The 17,999-nt window shown below is 64.7% G+C and carries 14 protein-coding genes and 1 tRNA gene; 11 read left to right on the top strand and 4 right to left on the bottom strand.

From position 1 onward, the window contains the following. The first annotated feature begins 184 nt into the window (after nucleotides 1–184). Entirely contained in the window at nucleotides 185–1,075 is an 891-nt protein-coding gene (locus CHX26_RS07685; RefSeq protein WP_104941862.1) for an OmpA family protein, read from the top strand. A gap of 39 nt (nucleotides 1,076–1,114) precedes the next feature. Here CHX26_RS07685 and CHX26_RS07680 read toward each other — a convergent pair whose 3' ends face one another. Together CHX26_RS07680 and uvrC are read right to left on the bottom strand one after the other, a co-directional pair. Continuing rightward, nucleotides 1,115–1,798: a DUF6445 family protein gene (locus CHX26_RS07680; RefSeq protein WP_104941861.1), complete on the bottom strand. Its 684-nt coding sequence runs from the start codon at nucleotides 1,796–1,798 to the stop codon at nucleotides 1,115–1,117. A gap of 9 nt (nucleotides 1,799–1,807) precedes the next feature. Next, nucleotides 1,808–3,823 (bottom strand): excinuclease ABC subunit UvrC, encoded by a 2,016-nt coding sequence (uvrC, locus tag CHX26_RS07675; RefSeq protein ID WP_104941860.1) that lies wholly within the window; start codon nucleotides 3,821–3,823, stop codon nucleotides 1,808–1,810. Nucleotides 3,824–3,888: 65 nt separating this feature from the next. Here uvrC and CHX26_RS07670 point away from each other — a divergent pair, with 65 nt between their 5' ends. Beyond that, nucleotides 3,889–5,082 carry an NAD(P)/FAD-dependent oxidoreductase gene (locus tag CHX26_RS07670; protein WP_104941859.1) on the top strand — a complete coding sequence of 398 codons (1,194 nt, stop codon included), beginning with the start codon at nucleotides 3,889–3,891 and terminating at the stop codon, nucleotides 5,080–5,082. Here the strand turns inward: CHX26_RS07670 and CHX26_RS07665 are convergent. Then, nucleotides 5,079–8,285 carry a hypothetical protein gene (locus tag CHX26_RS07665; protein WP_104941858.1) on the bottom strand — a complete coding sequence of 1,069 codons (3,207 nt, stop codon included), beginning with the start codon at nucleotides 8,283–8,285 and terminating at the stop codon, nucleotides 5,079–5,081. The genes CHX26_RS07670 and CHX26_RS07665 overlap by 4 nt on opposite strands. Before the next feature lie 238 nt (nucleotides 8,286–8,523). Here CHX26_RS07665 and infA point away from each other — a divergent pair, with 238 nt between their 5' ends. From infA to purQ, 9 genes are all read left to right on the top strand, one after another. After that, the gene (infA, locus tag CHX26_RS07660; protein WP_007163491.1) at nucleotides 8,524–8,769 is read left to right on the top strand and encodes a translation initiation factor IF-1; all 246 of its coding nucleotides are present in this window, start codon (nucleotides 8,524–8,526) and stop codon (nucleotides 8,767–8,769) included. Nucleotides 8,770–8,784: 15 nt separating this feature from the next. Beyond that, the gene (locus CHX26_RS07655) at nucleotides 8,785–9,360 is read left to right on the top strand and encodes a Maf family protein (protein ID WP_104941857.1); all 576 of its coding nucleotides are present in this window, start codon (nucleotides 8,785–8,787) and stop codon (nucleotides 9,358–9,360) included. Further along, nucleotides 9,353–10,330, top strand: coding sequence for a ribonuclease (locus CHX26_RS07650; protein WP_104941856.1), 978 nt, complete (start codon nucleotides 9,353–9,355; stop codon nucleotides 10,328–10,330). Before CHX26_RS07655 ends, CHX26_RS07650 begins: the two co-directional genes overlap by 8 nt. Next, the gene (gene yacG / locus CHX26_RS07645; protein ID WP_104941855.1) at nucleotides 10,327–10,515 is read left to right on the top strand and encodes a DNA gyrase inhibitor YacG; all 189 of its coding nucleotides are present in this window, start codon (nucleotides 10,327–10,329) and stop codon (nucleotides 10,513–10,515) included. The genes CHX26_RS07650 and yacG overlap by 4 nt, the downstream gene beginning before the upstream one ends. 100 nt (nucleotides 10,516–10,615) lie before the next feature. Next, nucleotides 10,616–10,690 (top strand) — tRNA-Phe (locus CHX26_RS07640). Nucleotides 10,691–10,729: 39 nt separating this feature from the next. Continuing rightward, on the top strand, nucleotides 10,730–11,533 hold the full coding sequence (purC, locus tag CHX26_RS07635) for a phosphoribosylaminoimidazolesuccinocarboxamide synthase (RefSeq protein WP_104941854.1): 804 nt from the start codon (nucleotides 10,730–10,732) through the stop codon (nucleotides 11,531–11,533). A gap of 111 nt (nucleotides 11,534–11,644) precedes the next feature. Further along, nucleotides 11,645–14,530 carry a M16 family metallopeptidase gene (locus tag CHX26_RS07630; RefSeq protein WP_233997328.1) on the top strand — a complete coding sequence of 962 codons (2,886 nt, stop codon included), beginning with the start codon at nucleotides 11,645–11,647 and terminating at the stop codon, nucleotides 14,528–14,530. A gap of 122 nt (nucleotides 14,531–14,652) precedes the next feature. Then, entirely contained in the window at nucleotides 14,653–14,886 is a 234-nt protein-coding gene (purS, locus tag CHX26_RS07625; protein ID WP_104943332.1) for a phosphoribosylformylglycinamidine synthase subunit PurS, read from the top strand. Next, nucleotides 14,886–15,575 (top strand): phosphoribosylformylglycinamidine synthase subunit PurQ, encoded by a 690-nt coding sequence (gene purQ, locus CHX26_RS07620; protein WP_104941852.1) that lies wholly within the window; start codon nucleotides 14,886–14,888, stop codon nucleotides 15,573–15,575. Before purS ends, purQ begins: the two co-directional genes overlap by 1 nt. A 6-nt stretch (nucleotides 15,576–15,581) precedes the next feature. On the opposite strand, the gene CHX26_RS07615 is transcribed toward purQ, so the two are convergent. Beyond that, the gene (locus CHX26_RS07615) at nucleotides 15,582–17,936 is read right to left on the bottom strand and encodes a putative bifunctional diguanylate cyclase/phosphodiesterase (protein WP_233997327.1); all 2,355 of its coding nucleotides are present in this window, start codon (nucleotides 17,934–17,936) and stop codon (nucleotides 15,582–15,584) included. Nucleotides 17,937–17,999 lie beyond the last annotated feature (63 nt).

The following is a 17,999-nucleotide window of genomic DNA, read 5'->3' as shown; positions in this document are numbered from 1 at the left end:
CTCAACTCGTCGTATCCTCGCCCCCGGTTGCCCCCTCCCGGGGTCAATCCAGAAGGCTTGTTCATTTGCGAGCAAGGTGTTGATGAACACCCAACCGTCACGCACGACACCAAACAAGGGCCGACCACTCCGGGATCGCTGGCCCGCAAACAAAAGGAATACCCCCGTGAAGACCATAAGATCCATGTCGCGCAAGCTTGCGTTGCTCGCTCTGGCCGGCAGCTGCCTTGCCGCCTCCGGCCTTTCGGCCCAGATCACTGCCCGTCCCGATGAAGGAGGCGAGGTGCTCACCACCGTCTACGGCAATCTGCCGCCGATGGTCGAGATGAACGAAGGGCCGAAGGTCACCGGCATCATTTCGGCCCGGCAGGGTCAGCGTATTCAGGTAACGGCCGATGATGGCACCACCACTGCCATCACGCTGCACCCGGACACGGAAATCCGCACCCGCGGCGGGTTTCTCGGCATCGGCAACAAGACTTTCGATCAGAGTGCGCTCATCAATGGCCTGCCGGTGATCGTTAAGACCATGCAATATGGCGGCGGGCTTGTCGCCAGCGAGGTGCGCTTCACCAGCGATGACCGCCAGATCGCAGCGATGATCCGCGGAGGCACCCAGCAGCAGTTCGGCGAACAGGGCGCGGCAATCAAGCAGAACGCCGCCGCCACCGAAGCCCTGCGCGGGCGTCTCGGCGATATCGACAAGTACAACCTCAAGAGCACCACCAACGTCTATTTCGACACCGGCAAGGCCGTGCTGACGCCCGGCGCCAAGGCCGAATTGTGCTCCGCCGCGCAGGCTGCCAACGCGAATGAGAATTCGCTGATGCTGGTGCTGGGCTACACCGACTCCACCGGCTCGCCCGAAGTCAATCAGGCGCTGTCGGAAAAGCGCGCAGCAGCCGTGGTCAACCATTTGCAGCAGGTGTGCAAGTGGAAGCCCTATCGCATGCTCACCCCCACCGGCATGGCGACCGCCGATCCGGCCGCCGACAACACCACCGCCGCCGGCCGCGCGCAGAACCGCCGCGTCTCGGTCAACGTGCTGGTGAGCAAGGCGCTCGACGGGCAGTAATCGCGAAGGTTCAGGGGTAGGCCTCGCCGGGCCTGCCCCTCAGCTGCCGTAAAGGAACATGTTGACCGTCAGCCGTCCGGCGGCGGGATCCTCAGACAGTGCGGCGGGATCGGGGATGATCCCCGAATGGAGCTGACGCCCGCGATACAGCGCCAGCCGGTCGGGCCGCGCTTCAACCGCACCAATCTGTTCATAGGCGGCGCTGTTCCCCATCGGATAACCCGGCGGCGGCGGCCCATATTCACGTTCGTCCTCCGCCAGTGCGGCGGCAAAGGCTGCCTCGCGCGCCGGAGTAATCGCCTCGAACCCGGTGCGGCGGTGGCGGTAGAACGCGGTGCCGCCGCTCTCCGGCCCATCGAGATAGTGCATGATCGCCACCCGCCCGGCGTCCGAATGATCGTGGTGCGGAATGCGCTGGCGCGGCGAAAGCTGCTCAGGAGCGAGCGTCACCAGCGAGAAGGCGGCGATCTCGCAATGCACCCCGCGGGTCAGCCCGAACACCCGGGACATGACCTGCATCATCAGCTCGCGCCGCAGATCGAGATAGGCCGGATCGGCCAGCGCACGAATGCCGGGATAATCGACCCCGGCAGGATGATATTGCGCCGCCATGCCCATCTGGCGCAGCCGTTCGGGCTGGCCGGTGAAATTGTCGATGATCACCAGAGGCTCGCCCTCGCGGCCAAGGCGTTCGATGGTAATGGAGGCATCGGGCAGGATCATGCACCCACCCTAGCCGCCCGTGTGATAGAAATCATAGACCTTGCGCGCGACTGTCGCGCTGACGCCAGGGGCGCGTTGCAGGTCTTCGAGCGCCGCAGCGCGGACCTTGCTGGCGGTGCCGAAGTGCAACAGCAGCGCGCGCTTCCTCGCAGGGCCGATGCCGGGGATCTCGTCGAGCGGGCTCGCGGTGATCGCCTTCGATCGCTTGGCCCGGTGCGCGCCGATGACATAGCGGTGCACTTCGTCGCGCAGGTTCTGCAAGTGGAACAGCAGCGGCGAATTGACGGGGAGCACCTTCTCGCGCCCGTCAGGGAAGTGGAACACCTCCCGCCCCTCGCGCCCGTGATGCGGTCCCTTGGCGATGCCGATCACCGCGACATCGTCAGCGATACCGATCTCCTCCAGCACCGCCATGACGCTGGATAGCTGGCCCTTGCCGCCGTCGATCAGGATCAGGTCGGGGAGGATGGTTTCATGGCCACCTTTCCGTTCGTCTCGAGCGAAGTCGAGAGACCCTTCGGGCGCATCGGTGTCTCGACTGCGCTCGACACGAACGGAATCCTCATCCGCCCAAGCCCTGAACCGCCGCGCCATGACCTCGCGCATCATCGCGAAATCGTCGTTCGATTGCGCCTCGCGGATGTTGAACTTGCGGTATTGCCCCTTCTCGAAGCCCTCCGGCCCGGCGACCACCATCGCTCCGACCGCCTTGGCGCCTTGAATGTGGCTGTTGTCGTAAACCTCAATCCGCTGCGGGGGCGCGTCGAGTTCCAGAAACTCGGCCAGCTCGCGGTTGAGCCGGGCCTTGGTGCCGGTCTCGGCCAGCCGCCGTTCAAGCGCCTCGACCGCGTTCCTCTGCGCCTGCGCCATCAGCTTGCGCCGGTCGCCGCGCTCGGGGACGGAGAGCCGCACCTTGCGCCCCACCAGCTCGGACAAGGCCGCTTCGATCAGCGCGCTTTCGGGCAGCTCGCGGTCGACCAGAATGGTCGGCGGCGGCGGCACTTCCTCGTAGAATTGCAGCATCACGTCGGCGAGCACCTGCGCCTCGTCGACATCCGCCGTGTGGCGCGGGAAGAGCGCGCGGTGGCCCCAGTTCTGCCCGCCGCGGATGAAGAAGGACTGGACGCTCATCTGCCCGTTCTTGGCCGCCAGCGCGAAGACATCGGCATCGCCCAGACCCTGCGCATTGATCGCCTGCGAGCCCTGAATGAAGGTCGCCGCACGCAGCCGGTCGCGCAGCATCGCCGCGGTCTCGAAATCGAGGTTCTCCGCCGCGTCGGCCATCTGCCGCTCGAGATCGGCCTGCACCGCGCCCGACTTGCCCGACAGGAAATCCTTCGCCTGCCGCACCAGCGCATCATAGCCCGCCTCGTCGATCCGCCCCACGCAGGGCGCCGAACACCGCTTGATCTGATAGAGCAGGCAGGGTCGGTCGCGGTTGTTGAAGAAACTGTCAGTGCAGGAGCGCAGCAGGAACAGCTTCTGCAGCGCGTTGAGCGTCGTGTTGACGCTCCCCGCGCTGGCGAACGGCCCGTAGTAATTGCCCTTCGCCCGCCGCGCCCCGCGGTGCTTCTGGATACGCGGGAAGGCGTGATCGGCGCGCAGCAGGATGAAGGGGAAGCTCTTGTCGTCGCGCAGCAGCACGTTGAAAGGCGGGCGGAACCGCTTGATCAGCTGCGCTTCCAGCAGCAGCGCCTCGGCCTCGGAATTGGTGATGACGATTTCCATCGCGCGGGTCTGGCTGACCATGCGCTGGAGCCGCCCCGATAGCTGCGCGATCTGGGTGTAGTTCGCCACCCGCGCCTTCAGCGAGCGCGCCTTGCCGACATAGAGCACCTCGCCGCGCGCATCGAGCATGCGGTAGACGCCCGGCACCGGCTTCAGCACCTTCACCGTGTCGCGGATCGCCTGCACCCCGCCCTCCAGATCGGGCTGGGCAGACGCAACGGTATAGGCGGCGCGCTCCTCGTTGAAGCGTTCCGCGCCGCGCGGATCGTGAGGGGTGCCTGCCGGGGTTCGGGCCATGCCCGTCCAATAGGGATGGAAGGGCGCGATTGGCAATTCCCGCGCGGCCCCCTATCGGCAGGTTCGTGGAAACGAGCGACGTCATCATCCTCGGCGCAGGCGCGGCCGGGCTGTTCTGTGCGGGACAGGCGGGGCAGCGCGGGCTTAACGTGGCGCTGCTGGAGAAGGCAGAGGCGCCGGGAAAGAAAATCCTGATCTCGGGCGGTGGGCGGTGCAACTTCACCAATCTTGGCGCGGGACCGGCGAATTACCTCTCGGCCAATCCGCATTTCGCCAAGAGCGCGCTCGCCCGCCACACGCCCGCAGATTTCATCGCCTTGGTCGAGCGGCACGGGATCGCGTGGCATGAGAAGACCTTGGGCCAGCTGTTCTGCGACGGTTCGGCCAAGCAGATCGTGGCGATGCTGCTCGAAGAATGCCCGCCGGATCGGGTGACGCTGACCTGCGGTGTGGAGATTGCCGAAGTGGCGCGCAGCGCGGACGGGATGTTTACCGTCACTGCCGCCGATGGCCGCGATTGGCAGGCCCCTGCGCTGGTGATCGCCACCGGAGGCCCCTCCATCCCCAAGATGGGTGCGAGCGACTTTGCTTATCGCCTCGCAAGGCAATTCGGACTGAAAGTGGTAGAGCCCCGCCCTGCCCTCGTGCCGCTGACACTGGGGGGCGAGGAGGCGCTGTTCCGCGAGCTGTCCGGCGTCGCCGCCCCGGTGCTGGCCCGCGCCGGAAAGGCGGAATTCGCCGAGGCCGCGCTGTTCACCCACAAGGGCCTGTCCGGCCCGGCCATCCTGCAAGTGTCGAGTTACTGGCGGCATGGAGAGCCGGTCGGCATCACCTTCCTGCCCGATGCAGCGAGCGACTGGCTGCTGGAAGCCAAGCGCGACCGTCCGCGCGCGCATCTTCGCACCTTGCTGCGCGAACGCCTGCCAGATCGTCTCGCCGATGCGCTGGCAGACAGGCTCTCGCTGGATCGAGAACTCGGCAACCTCTCTGACAAGGACCTGCGCGCCGCGCAGGCAAAGCTCGCCGACTGGCGCTTTGCCCCCAATGGCACCGAGGGCTATGCCAAGGCCGAAGTCACCGCCGGGGGCATCTCCACTGCGGAGCTTTCCAGCCGCACATTGGAGGCCGCCAGGGTGCCGGGCCTCTATGCCATCGGCGAAGCGGTCGACGTGACCGGCTGGCTCGGCGGATACAACTTCCAGTGGGCCTGGGCGAGCGGCCATGCCTGCGCAGAAGCGCTCACCCAGAACCGGCGTTAGAACAGCTTTCTGATGTCGATACCGAGGTAAAGCCCCAGCGGATCGATCACGAAGGGCTGATAATTGACCGGCGTGAGGCCGTTGCTGTCACGCACCCGGCGCTGCGCGTCGAACAGGTTGTCCGCCACCAGCGACAGCCGCAGATCCTTCCACAGCCCCTCGTTCTTGCCCGTCACTTCGCCCATGTTGGCGAAGACGCGCAGGTTGAAGGTCACGATGTCGTCGAAGAACAGATCGGTGCTGCCCGGCAGACCCGAACCATCGAGCCGGGTTTCTCCCGTGTAGATACCCGACAGGCGGAAGCCCATGCCCTTACCGAACAGGCCCGCTTCAAGGCGGCTGGAGTGGCGCGGCAAGCCGAAGGCACCGGTCGCCTGCCCGTCCAGCTGGTCGAGCGGCTGGAGGCCGGGGGCGATCAGGATCTGGTTGTCGAGCTCGATGGTGTGGGTGAGGTTGAAGAAGTAACGCCAGCCCTGGAAATTGCGTCCACCCGCCAGCGGGTTGAACGCCGGCCCGCCCGCAGGTGCGCCGCCACCGCCCGCTGCTCCAGGTGCAGCACCACCCCCAGCAGGCGCCATCGCGCAGAAACGCTGCTGGAACTGTGCCAGCGCCTCGGGCGAAATCGTGCCATCAGGCCCGCGCGAACGGTCGAGCGCCATTTTGATGAACGCCGGATCGACGCCGGGGAGTTCGGCAGAAACGTCCTCGCCACGCTCGATCTTGCCGACAAGTTCGGCAATTGCGGTCGTGCCGTCCGGGCCGCACGCACGGGCGCGGAAGGCAGCCATCTGGGGTGAGCCGGCAGCAGGAGCGCCTCCGGGAGCGCCGTCACCGCCTGCCGGAGCACCGCGACCGCCGCCCATCATCGCCGGATCGAAACTGCAGATGCGCGTGCGGAACTGCGCCAGCCGCGCAGGGTCAACCTTGCCGTCGCCGCCCCGCAACTGCGACATCATCGGTGCCAGACGTGCAGCGTCGATCCCGGGAAACTCGGCCGAGATATCCTCGCCGTTTTCGATGGCGGCCACGAGCCTTTCGAGGAAGGTGAGACCATCATCGGCGCAAAGGCGCGTGCGGAATGCCATGAACCGCTCGCGCTGTTCCGCGCTCGGTGCGCCGCCAAATCCGCCGCCACCGCTACCGGCCTGAGGCGCAGCGCCCGAAGGTGCAGCCGCGCCAGCCGGTGCGCCGCCGCGCCCACCGGGACGACCGCCGCCGCCAAACGGGCCGCCTTGCCCGCCAGCAGGCGCGCCAATGCTGCCATTGGTCGAGAAGGTGAACTGCACCCTGTCGGCACGGGTCTCGGCAAAGCTCACCGCGCGCCGGTCAATCGCGACCAGACGCCCGTCCGCATCACGCGTTACGCGTCCTGGAAAAGCCGCCTCGATTTCGGGCGTGATCTGCGGGAAGGCGCTGACCACATTGTCCGAGCGATTGCGGATATATTCCACTGTCAGCCGGGTGTTGTCCCAGAACGGCAGCTGCCAGTTCGCGGCGAATTTCCAGTCGCGCTGGGTTTCAGCCGGGAGATCGGGATTGCCGCCGGTGGTGACATCGGCCAGCACCGTCTCGCCCCGCACGAAATCGAATACAGGCACGTTCAGATTGACGATCTGGGGGTTCCCGAGCGTCGCCAGACCCGGCGCGACTTCCCGCCAGATATAGGTCGCGGAAAGATCGAGATTGTCGAACGGCGCCCAGGTCAGGCCCGCGTTCCAGTCACCCAGTACGCCGAAATCGCTGAAGTCTTGCGCGCCGACCTGGAGATTAAGCGTGAAGGTGCCGAGCGCGTCGGCAAAACCTTCGCGGCGGCTGGTGATCGGAACCACAAGATTGGCCCCCGTCGACAGCTGACGGCGCGTCAGCGTCACATCCTGCGCCGACCGGGTGTCGCCGCTTTCGATCCGCTGCCAGTCGACCCCGATATCAAAGGTCGCGAGCACTTCCCCGCCCGGCAGCAGGGCCACCGGCCCGTCAAGCGTTGTCAGCGAGCTACCGGTGATCACCCGGCTGCGCGCGACATCAAAGCCGTTGCCCGCCGCGGTCGGCAGCGGCCCATCCACTGCTAGAGTTCCAGCCAGCGCCGCGTCTTCGAGCGCGGCAATCTGCGCCGGGCTCAGGCGCCGGTCGATCTCTGTCTCGGTCTCGGCCAGCGATCCGTCGAAGGTCGTGGTCATTCGGTAGCGATTGACCGGTTTGGTCACTGATCCAGCAGTCGAAATGGTATCGCTGGAGGTCCGCCGTGCCAGCGGCGTATCGGCCCCAAAGGTCCGCAGCACACCCTCGGCGAGCGGATCGTCCCGCAAGACAACTGTGTTCAGACCATCGAGGCTGCGGCTTTCGCTGCGGGCGTAATTGAGGTTCGCGCTCAGCGACGTGCCGCTGTCGATCAACGCCTTGGCCCAGGACAGGTTGCCCTCAAGATCGAAGGTATCGGCAAGCAGACTGCGGAAACGCGCCTGGTCAGGGTCGCCAGCCACCTGCGAGACCGAACCGGCGGCCTGAGGAATGTTGCGCTCGGCCTCGGTCAGCAGGGTGGTGTCCTGCACCTGGATATTGGCGTTGATTCGTCCGCCGTCGGCGATCTTGAGGACGCCGAGCTGCTGCTCGTTGCGGGTGTACCCCCCGCGCGAGGGCGCCTCGAATTCGAGATCGAGCTGGCGGTTCGAATAATTGTCCTTGAGGATCAGGTTGATCACACGGCGATCGGGCGGAAAGCCGAACCGCTGGGCGACTTCTTCAGGGAACACCTCGACCCGCGCGAGGGCTTCGGGCGGGTAGTTGGCGAATTCGCGGAAGGAGCCGATGCGGATGCCATTCACAAGGATAACAGGGCGATCGCCACCCCCGCGTCCGCGCGCGGAACCCGTGCGGGCGCTGATCTGGGCGATGAGATCAGTGATGGATGTCACGCCTTCCGATGCGATGGCCGTCTCATCAAGCTGCAACAGCGGCGCCTGATCGACGATCAATTGTCCCCGCAACCGCCCTGCACGCACCACGATTTCATCGCTCGCCGAAGCCGCGGTACCGCTGGCGCTTTCGGGCTCGTCCTCCTCGCTCTGCGCGACAGGCTCGGGCTGGGGCTGAGCAGCAGCGCCAGGCGCCGCGCCGGTCCCTGCGGCCAGCGGCACGGCAACAACAAGGCTGAAAGCACAAGTGCCAGCCCGCAGGCTGGCGCGGTAAAGCGAAGAGAGGTTCATGGTGTCCCTTTGAAAGCGGTTCGAACGGCAGGGCGGCTTTTTACCGCTCCTGATCGGGCCTGTTTGTTGTGCCGATTCTTGTCAGAGGAGTGCCCGTTGCCTCCTGAACAGAACCTGCAAAAACCCGCAGATTGCACCCCTAACGCACGAGCCTTCCCTTTTGGTTCCCGCATCGCTAAAGCGCTGCCGCACATCGACGGGCGTATTGTGCGCCGCAAAGGAAATAAAAAGGAATTACATGGCCAAGGAAGAACTCCTCGAAATGCGCGGGCGCGTGGTTGAGCTGCTGCCCAATGCGATGTTCCGGGTGGAGCTTGAAAATGGCCATGAAGTGCTCGGCCACACGGCGGGCAAGATGCGCAAGAACCGCATCCGCGTGCTGGTCGGCGATGAAGTGCTGTGTGAGCTCACGCCTTACGATCTCACCAAAGCGCGCATCACCTACCGCTTCATGCCGGGTCGCGGCGGCCCCGGCCCGCAATAACGGGCAGCGCCGCTGATGGGCGCGCCTCTTCATCTGACACTGGCATCGGCCTCACCCCGGCGGCGGGAACTGCTCGCGCGGATGGGTCTCGTTCCTGATTCCGTTACCCCCGCCGATATCGATGAGACCCCGCTCAAGGGCGAGCTGCCCCGCGCCTATGCCCTGCGCATGGGGCGCGAGAAAGCGATGGCCGTGGACGCTCCCGGCCATGTACTGGCGGGTGATACCGTCGTGGCGGTGGGTCGGCGCATTCTGCCCAAAACGGAAAGCGAGGCCGAGGCTCGCGCCTGCCTCGAACTGATGAGCGGCAGGCGGCATCAGGTGCTCTCCAGCGTCGTCCTGCGCGCGCCTGACGGCACCTGCCGCGAACGGCTGAGCGAGACGGTGGTGCGCTTCAAACGGCTTTCTAGTGCGGAAATCTCGGCCTATCTCGCCAGCGATGAGTGGCGCGGCAAGGCGGGCGGCTATGCCATACAGGGTGCGGCCGAGGGCCTGATCGAATGGATCCACGGCAGCCATTCGGGCGTGATGGGCTTGCCGCTTTACGAGGCGCGCACCTTGCTGAAGGCAGCGGGGTTCCGCATTGGTTAGCGCAGCGGCTGAGTGGCTGATCGAACAGGGCATCGGCGAAACCCGCGCCTTGCTGGTCGAAGGCGAACGGGTGCTGGCCGCACATGTGGCATGGCCCGGTGAGCTTGCTGTCGGAACACGGTGCACCGGCAAGCTGACCGCAAAACTCAAAGGCACGCGGCGCGGCGTGGCGCTGCTGGAAGACGGTACTGAGACGCTGGTCGATCAATTGCCTGCGCAGGTGACGGAAGGCCAGTTGCTCGATTTTGTTGTAACCCGCGCCAGTATCTCCGAGCGTGGGCGCTTCAAGCGGGCGCAAGTGCGAATCACAGGCATCGATGCCGGTCCTGCCGCGCCTTTATGGTCGTCCGGCAGCATCGTCCGCCGCTTTCCGGCCGGTCTGTGGGAGGAAGTATGGCACGCCGCATCAAGCGCCAGTCTCGATTTTCCGGGCGGCGAGGTGCTGGTCAGTGTCACTCCGGCGATGACAGTGATCGACGTCGACGGGATCGGCGCGCCGCGTGATGTGGCGCTGGCAGCAGTGCCGACGATCGCCTGCGCGCTCGCTTGGTTCGGGATCGGGGGGAATATCGGCATCGACTTTCCAACGCTCGCCGCCAAAGCTGATCGACGCGCGGTTGATGATGCGCTGGAGGCGGCGCTGGCAGGCTGGCCGCATGAAAGAACGGCCATGAACGGCTTCGGCTTTGTCCAGCTGGTGGCTCGGTTGGAAGGGCCTTCGCTGCTCCACCGATTCGCGCATCACCGTCTCGGCATGGCGGCACGCATGGCGCTGCGGCAGGCGGAGCTGGCAGCAGAAGCTGGCAGCGCCGGGCGCGTGATCCAGCTGACACTGCATCCTGCACTCAAGGCAAAACTAAAGGCGGCGTGGTTTGAAGAGCTGGAGCGGCGCACAGGGCGGGTGCTGGAGATCGTTATCGATCCAACGCTTGCCATCGAGGCAGCAAATGCCCAACTTCTCTCAGCATGAATACATCTGTCCAAAAGCCCTGCCCGATCTGCCGCAAGCCCAGAAGGGCCGAGCATAGCCCGTTCTGTTCGGCGCGCTGCCGTGACCGCGATCTGGCGCGCTGGTTCTCGGATTCCTATGCTGTGCCGGGCCCACCTGCCGACCCGGAAACGCTCGCATCCGAGCAATGGCGCGAGCAGGATTGAAGCCAGCACGCAAAACCCCCTTGCCAAGCCCCAAAGCCTTCGCCATAGGGCCGCTCTCATTTGCTCGCCGGGCCCTCCAAGCCCGTCGCTCGCAGCGAATGCCCGAGTAGCTCAGGGGTAGAGCAGCGGATTGAAAATCCGCGTGTCGGTGGTTCAAATCCGCCCTCGGGCACCATTCGCTGAAAAGGGCCATCAGGCCAAAGGGAAACTGCCAATGTCCCGCCGTACCAAGATTTACGAAGGCAAGGCCAAGATCCTCTACGAAGGGCCCGAGCCCGGCACGCTGATCCAGTATTTCAAGGATGACGCGACCGCCTTCAACGCCGAGAAGAAGGGCACGATCAACGGCAAGGGCGTGATCAACAACCGTATCAGCGAGCACGTCTTCACGCGCCTCGGGCATATCGGCATCCCCACCCACTTCATTCGCCGCCTCAACATGCGCGAGCAATTGGTGCGGCAGGTCGACATCATCCCCTTGGAAGTGGTGGTGCGCAATGTCGCCGCCGGCTCGATCAGCAAGCGCCTCGGGATCGAGGAAGGCGAGCCGCTGCCGCACACGCTGATCGAATATTACTACAAGGATGATGCGCTCGGCGATCCGCTGGTGGCCGAAGAACACATCGCCTGCTTCAACTGGTGCAGCCATGAGGAGATGCACGACATTTCCTCGATGGCGATCCGCATCAATGATTTCCTGTGCGGGATGTTTGCCGCGATCGACATCCGCCTGATCGACTTCAAGCTCGAATTCGGGCGACTCTATGATGGCGATTACAGCCGCGTGATCCTCGCGGACGAGATCAGCCCCGATGGCTGCCGCCTGTGGGACATGGCGACGGGCGAAAAGCTCGACAAGGACCGCTTCCGCCGCGATCTGGGCGGCGAAGAGGAGGCCTATCGCGAAGTTGCGCGCCGTCTCGGCCTGCTCAATGGCGAGGACAATGGCCCGGGCGAGGTGTTCGACCTGTCGCACGCCCGCAGCCGCCTGCGCGGCCCGCCGCCGCTGAAGAAGTAAGGCTCCCAAGAAAGGGGTGACACGCAGGCGCGAGACGTTAGTTTCCGGCTGAGCGTCCAGATTTCGAAAGAGCTTTCCATTTTCATTCGGAAACACCCCTCGGCCGCAGCTGTGCTGCTGGCGCTGTCTGCGCTGTCGCTGCCTTCAGCCCTTGCGGCGCAGGACACAGCTGGAGCCGCCGCCCGCGCCCCGGAGGAAGCAACAGCGCCGGTCTGGGCCTTCGAGGCTAGCGATGTACCGCTCGACACCGGCTATATCTTTGGCTGCCTCGACAACGGGATGCGCTACATCATCCGCCGCAATGCAACGCCGGAAGGCACGGCGCTGGTAAGGATGCGGATTGCGTCGGGATCGCTGGAGGAGACCGACAGCGAACGCGGCCTTTCGCACTATCTCGAACATATGGCCTTCAACGGATCGAAGGGGGTTCCCGAAGGCGAGATGATCAAGCTGCTCGAACGCGAGGGGCTGGCTTTCGGAGCGGACACCAACGCCTCGACCGGCTTCGAGGCGATCACCTACATGCTCAACCTGCCACGCAATGACGAAGCGCTGCTGGGAACGGCGCTGATGCTGATGCGCGAGACGGCGAGCGAACTCACCATCTCCGACGAAGCCGTTGCCCGGGAGCGGGGCGTGATCCTCGCTGAACGGCGCGACCGGGCTGGCTTTCAGCAGCGCAACTTCGAAGACAATATCGCCTTCCTTGCACCCGGCGCGCGTTATGCGGAGCGGTTTCCGATCGGCACGATCGAAGTGCTTGAAACCGCCGATGCAGCACAGATCCGCGCACTTTACGAGCGCACCTATGTGCCTGCGAACACGGTGCTGGTGGTGATCGGCGACTATCCGGTGGAGCTGGTCGAAGCGGCTATCCGCACCCGCTTTGCCGATTGGCAGGCCGCACCGGCACCATTGAAACCAGTCACCGGCCCGATCGATGTTTCCGCCAGGGGATTGACCGACATCTATCTCGACCCGGCCTTGTCAGAAAGTGTCACCATAAGCCGTCTCGCCCAATGGCGCGACGAACCCGACACGCTGGCCAATCGCCGGGCGGCCCGTCTGCGCGCGATCGGCTATGCGATCATTGGCCGCCGTCTCGCACGCCTCGCTCGGATGGCCGATGCACCGTTTCGCGCCGCCAGCTTCGGTTCGGGCGACCTGTTCGAGGACGCGCGGATCACCAGCCTCACGATCTCCAGCGTCGATGGAGAGTGGAAAAAGGGCATGCTGGCCGCTGTACGCGAGGTAAATCAGGCGCTGACTTACGGCTTTACGCAGGCCGAGGTCGACGAACAAATTGCCAATATCCGCACTGCTCTCGAAAATGCGGCCAAGGCTGCCGACACCCGCGGACACTCGGTATTCATGGGGGGCGCACTGGCGCTGGTCAGCGATGATCAGGTGCCGACGACCCCCGAATGGCAGCTCGCGGAATTCGAACGCAGCGCGGCTGCAATCACCCCGCAGGCGGTGTGGCAGGCCTTGCTGGACGATGCCGCTCCGCTCGAAGATCCGTTGATCCGCTTCACCGGACGCACCGCTCCCGAAGGCGGCGAGGCGGCGCTTCGCAGCGCCTTTGGCGAAGGACTGGCCCTGCCCATCGAAGCGCCGACACGCGATGGCCCGGCTGTCTTCGGCTATGACGATTTTGGCGCGCCGGGTGCTGTCATCGAGGACAGCAGGGAAGACCGGTTCGGCATTCGCCGTATCCGCTTTGCCAACGGCGTTCGGCTCAATCTCAAGCGCACCGATGTGCGCAAGGATCGCATTCAGGTGCTGGTGCGGGTGGATGGCGGCTCGCTATTGGCGACCCGCGACGACCCGCTCAGGGTATATCTGGCGGATTCGCTCGCGGCGGGCGGGCTGGGCCGCCACGATCTCGATCAGCTCCAGACCGTCCTTGCCGGGCGCAGCGTCGCCTTCGGGCTCAGCAGCCAGACCGACGCCTTCGCCATGGGCGGGACGACAACGCCGCGGGATCTGGAATTGCAGATGCAGGTGATTGCCGCCCTTCTGACCGACCCTGGCTATCGCAGCGAGGGGGTTGAACAGTTCCGCAAGGGCATCGACAATTTCTTTCGCACTCTGAAATCGACCCCGGCACGGGCCTATGGCGCTGCCGCAGGCGCGCTGCTTTCAGATGGCGACCCGCGCTTCTCGCTGCAATCGCAGGAGGCTTATATGGCGCTCGATTACGATGGCCTCAAAGCCGCGATCAGCGACCGGCTGGCGACCGGCGCGATCGAGGTGGCGATGGTGGGAGATCTGGACGAGGATGCTGCCATTGCGGCCGTTGCGGCAACGCTGGGCGCCCTGCCCGCGCGCGAGGCCGAATTCCGCCCGCGCGAGGACGCACGCCAGCGCAGTTTCACGCCAAAGCGCGGCCTTGCCGTTATCGAACACGAGGGCGAGGCCGATCAGGCGCAACTGCGTTTCATCTGGCCGACCACTGATGACGAAGATCAGGCAGAGGATATTCGTCTCTCGCTGCTTGCAAGGGTCGTCCGGCTCGAACTGACCGACCGGCTGCGCGAGGAGCTGGGTCAGGCCTATTCGCCCTCGGCCAGCAGTGCGACCAGCAGCATCTACCCCGGCTATGGCACCTTCGCGATCCTTGCTTCGATCGACGTGAACGAGATCGAGGCGGCCCGGACGGCAGTGCTCGGGCTACTTGCCGATCTGCGCGAAGTCGGGCCCAGCGCCGATCTGCTCGAACGCGCCCGCAAACCGGTGCTCGATGGTTACAACAATGCGCTCAAGGATCTGGGCGGTTGGATGCGGCTTGCCGGTCAGGCGCAGTCCGAGCCCGGCCAGATCGATCGCTGGCTGCGTATCCCGGAACTTGTCGGCGCGGTCCAGCCTGAGGACATCCGAGCCGCAGCGCTGCAATATCTGGATCCGGCGATGGCCGTCGAAATCCGTGTCGTGCCAGCCCGCGACCGCTCAGCAGGCGAACAGCAAGAATGCCCCGGAACCGCATCCGCGCCGTGAAAGGATGCTGCGATGCGGTGAATTAGCCGCATCAGCGCGATTGCACCGGCCCGCCGGGACGCTATAGCGGCGCGTGAATCGGCGCACCGCGCCGGCACCCGGTCATAATGGAGCATCAGGCCATGCAAGTGCGCGTCCTCGTCCGACTGAAGCCCGGCGTGCTCGACCCGCAGGGGCGCGCTGTGCATCATGCGCTGGAAGGTCTCGGCTTCGGCGGGGTCGAAGATGTCCGCATCGGACGCTTGATCGAACTCGATCTGGCAGACGGCACCGATCACGACACGGTCAAGGCGATGTGTGAAAAGCTGCTCGCCAACACGGTGATCGAAAGCTTCTCGATCGAGAGCATTGCATAATGACGTTCCGGGCGGCGGTGATCACCTTCCCGGGCTCCAACTGCGACCGGGACATGGCAAGCGCGTTGGAGGCCGTGTCAGGCCAACCGGCACTTCGCGTGTGGCATGGCGATGCCGACCTGCCCGAAAGGCTTGACCTGATCGCACTGCCCGGCGGCTTTTCCTATGGCGACTATCTGCGTTCAGGCGCGATGGCGGCAACCAGCCCGATCATGCGCGCGGTGATTGCAGCAGCGGAGCGCGGCGTGCCGGTGCTGGGCGTATGCAACGGCTTTCAGGTGCTGACCGAGGCGCGCCTGCTGCCCGGTGCGCTGCTGCGCAATGCCGGACAGCGCTTCATCTGCCGCACGGTCGCAATGACGGTAGAGAATACCGCGTCGCTGTTCACCAGCGGCTATACTGTCGGTGAGACGATCCGCATTCCGGTCGCTCATCATGATGGCAATTATTACGCCGATACCGAAACGCTCGACCGGCTCGAAGGCGAAGGTCGGGTTGCATTCCGCTATGCCGAGGCCGTCAACGGCTCGGCCCGCGACATTGCTGGTGTACTGAGTGACAACGGCAGGGTGCTGGGCATGATGCCGCACCCGGAACGCGCGATCGAACCCGCCGCAGTTGCTGCACTGGGCGGCGCAGACGGGCGCCGACTGTTCGAAAGCATCCTCGCCAACCTCGCGAGCGCCTGACGGCCGTCAGGCGCGGCGTTCGGCAATCCTCGCGAACAGTTGACGCGCGTCGTCGGCGGTCATCGGTCTGCCGAAATAGAAGCCCTGGATCTTGTCGCAACCAAGGTCGCGGATCAGTTCGGCCTCCTCGCTGGTTTCGACCCCTTCGGCTGTGGTCGTCATCTTCAGGCTCTTGGCCATCGCCACCACGGCATTGATGATCGCAAGGCTCTCCGCGCTCCCCTGCGCCGCACCCTGCACAAAGCTGCGATCGACCTTGATCGTCGAGAACCGCAGCTTGCGCAGGTAGCCGAGCGAGGAGTACCCCGTCCCGAAATCGTCAAGCGCCACTGAACAGCCCAGCGCCATCACCTGTTCCAGCGCATTGCGGGCCACGCTGGCATCACGCAGGAAGATGCTTTCCGTGACTTCGATCTCAAGCCGTTCGGGTCGCAGCCCGCTCGCCGCGAGGGCCTGCACGACCTGATCGTGGAAGCCGGGTTCAAGCAGCTGTTCGGGCGAGACGTTGACGTTCACCTTCACGTGTTCGGGCCAGTACCGTGCTTCTTCGCAGGCCTTGCGCATCACCCATTGGCCAATCGGCACAATCAGGCGCGTGTCCTCTGCCAGCGGGATGAACTTGCCGGGGCTGACAAAGCCATGATCAGCGCTGTTCCAGCGCACCAGCGCCTCGAAACTGACGACGTTTTCGCTGTGGGCGTCGACCACGGGCTGATAGTGGAGCACCATTTCGTCTCGCCCGAGCGCCTTGCGCAGCGCGACTTCAAGCTGGCGGCGTTCCTCTGCCGATGCGTGCAGCACCGGTTCGAAACGGCAATGTTCTCCACCGCCAAGATCCTTTGCCCGGTAGAGCGCAAGGTCGGCATTGCGCATCATCTCCTCGACGCTCTGCCCATCGCGCGGCCCCTCTGCCGAACCAACGCTGGCCCCGACATAAAGCGTGTGGTGATCGACTTGATAAGGTTCAGAAAGGCGCGCGATTACACGCCGGGCAAGCTGAGCGATCACGTCGGGCCGACTTGCATCGCGGATGACGATCGCGAATTCGTCCCCGCCGAGCCGGCCGCACATCTGGTTTTCGTCCATCAGCGATTGCAGTCGTGCCGAAACCTGGGCCAGCAGCTTGTCCCCGGTCATGTGACCGAGCGAATCGTTGACGGCCTTGAAGCGGTCGAGATCCACCATCAGCAGCGCGCAGCGCGTGCGCCACTGCACCGCATAGCGCAGCGCCTCTCCCAAAGCCTCGGTCAGTTGCAGACGGTTGGGCAACTGGGTCAGCGTATCGTAGCGGGCAAGATAGGCAATCTTCTCAGACGACTTGCGCTGTTCGGTCACATCCGAACCAACCCCGCGAAAGCCGATGAAGCGCCCGTGCTCGTCAAGCACAGGGGTGCCGGAGAGCTCCCACCAGCGTTCTTCTCCTAGGATCGAGACCTCGACCAGAATGTTCGAGAAGTTTTCGCGGTTCTTCAACCGCTCGGCCAGATCATGCAGGCTCGGCGGGAATTGTCCGCTTTCCCAATTGCGCCCCGAGATCATCTCCAGCAGGGGCTTGCCTTCAGCCTCGCTCTGCGAGCGCCCCAGCGCAAAGGCAAAGCGCGGGCTGACAGCGCGCAGACGCCGTGCAGGATCGATTTCCCACAGCCAGTCTGCCTCGTTTTCCTCGAATTCGCGCAGCAGCAGCGAAACCACCGCCTCCTTTTCCGCCACTGCTGCCTCGGCAAGACGGGCCTTGAGGAATGTGGTGCGGATCTGCACCGTGGCGACCAGACTGGCAATCGTGAACAGAATCACCCCGCAGACGGCATGCCACTGGCCCTGAACAGCAAGGCTCCCGACTGCCCCAAGGCCAAGCAGGCCATTGTAGATCAGCACACTGAGCGGTGAGGTCGAGAACACGAAAGTCGATGAAATCATCAACACCAGCACAACCAGCAGCAATGTCGTCTGCTCGGCGCCGTTGGCCAGGAACGGGAAACACCATAGCGCGGCCAGCCAGCAGGCCGCAGCGGCTACCGCATTGATGTTTTGCCACCGCTCCAGCGATGCCGCGCCGAGCCGCTGGGCGGGATCGGCCAGCAACAAATCGGTCTGACGCGACTTGTAGAGCACAACGGCCAAGACCGCACCCCAAGGTATGACGACGGTCAGCCCGATAAGCGGCGCAAAGACGATGGCGACGAATGCCATAACCAGCGTATTGGCAAACAGCCGGTTCCGGCTCGCATTGGCGAGTTCGGCATATTCGTCACCGCGCAGACGGGCCGGATCAAACGCAGGATTGCGCGACAGGCCGAGGACATCGGCGATCGACAATTCGCCCGGAACAACAGGCGTTGAGGAGAGGTGAGGCTGCGTCACCCCATCGCGCTTAACCGCCAAAGGTTAGATTGGGGTAAAGACACACCGAAGTTCGGGCGATAT

This window comes from Porphyrobacter sp. HT-58-2, assembly GCF_002952215.1.
Classification (GTDB): Bacteria; Pseudomonadota; Alphaproteobacteria; order Sphingomonadales; family Sphingomonadaceae; genus Erythrobacter.
Note: the sequence above shows the minus strand (reverse complement) of the source record. Positions and strands in the feature narration are given on the sequence as shown.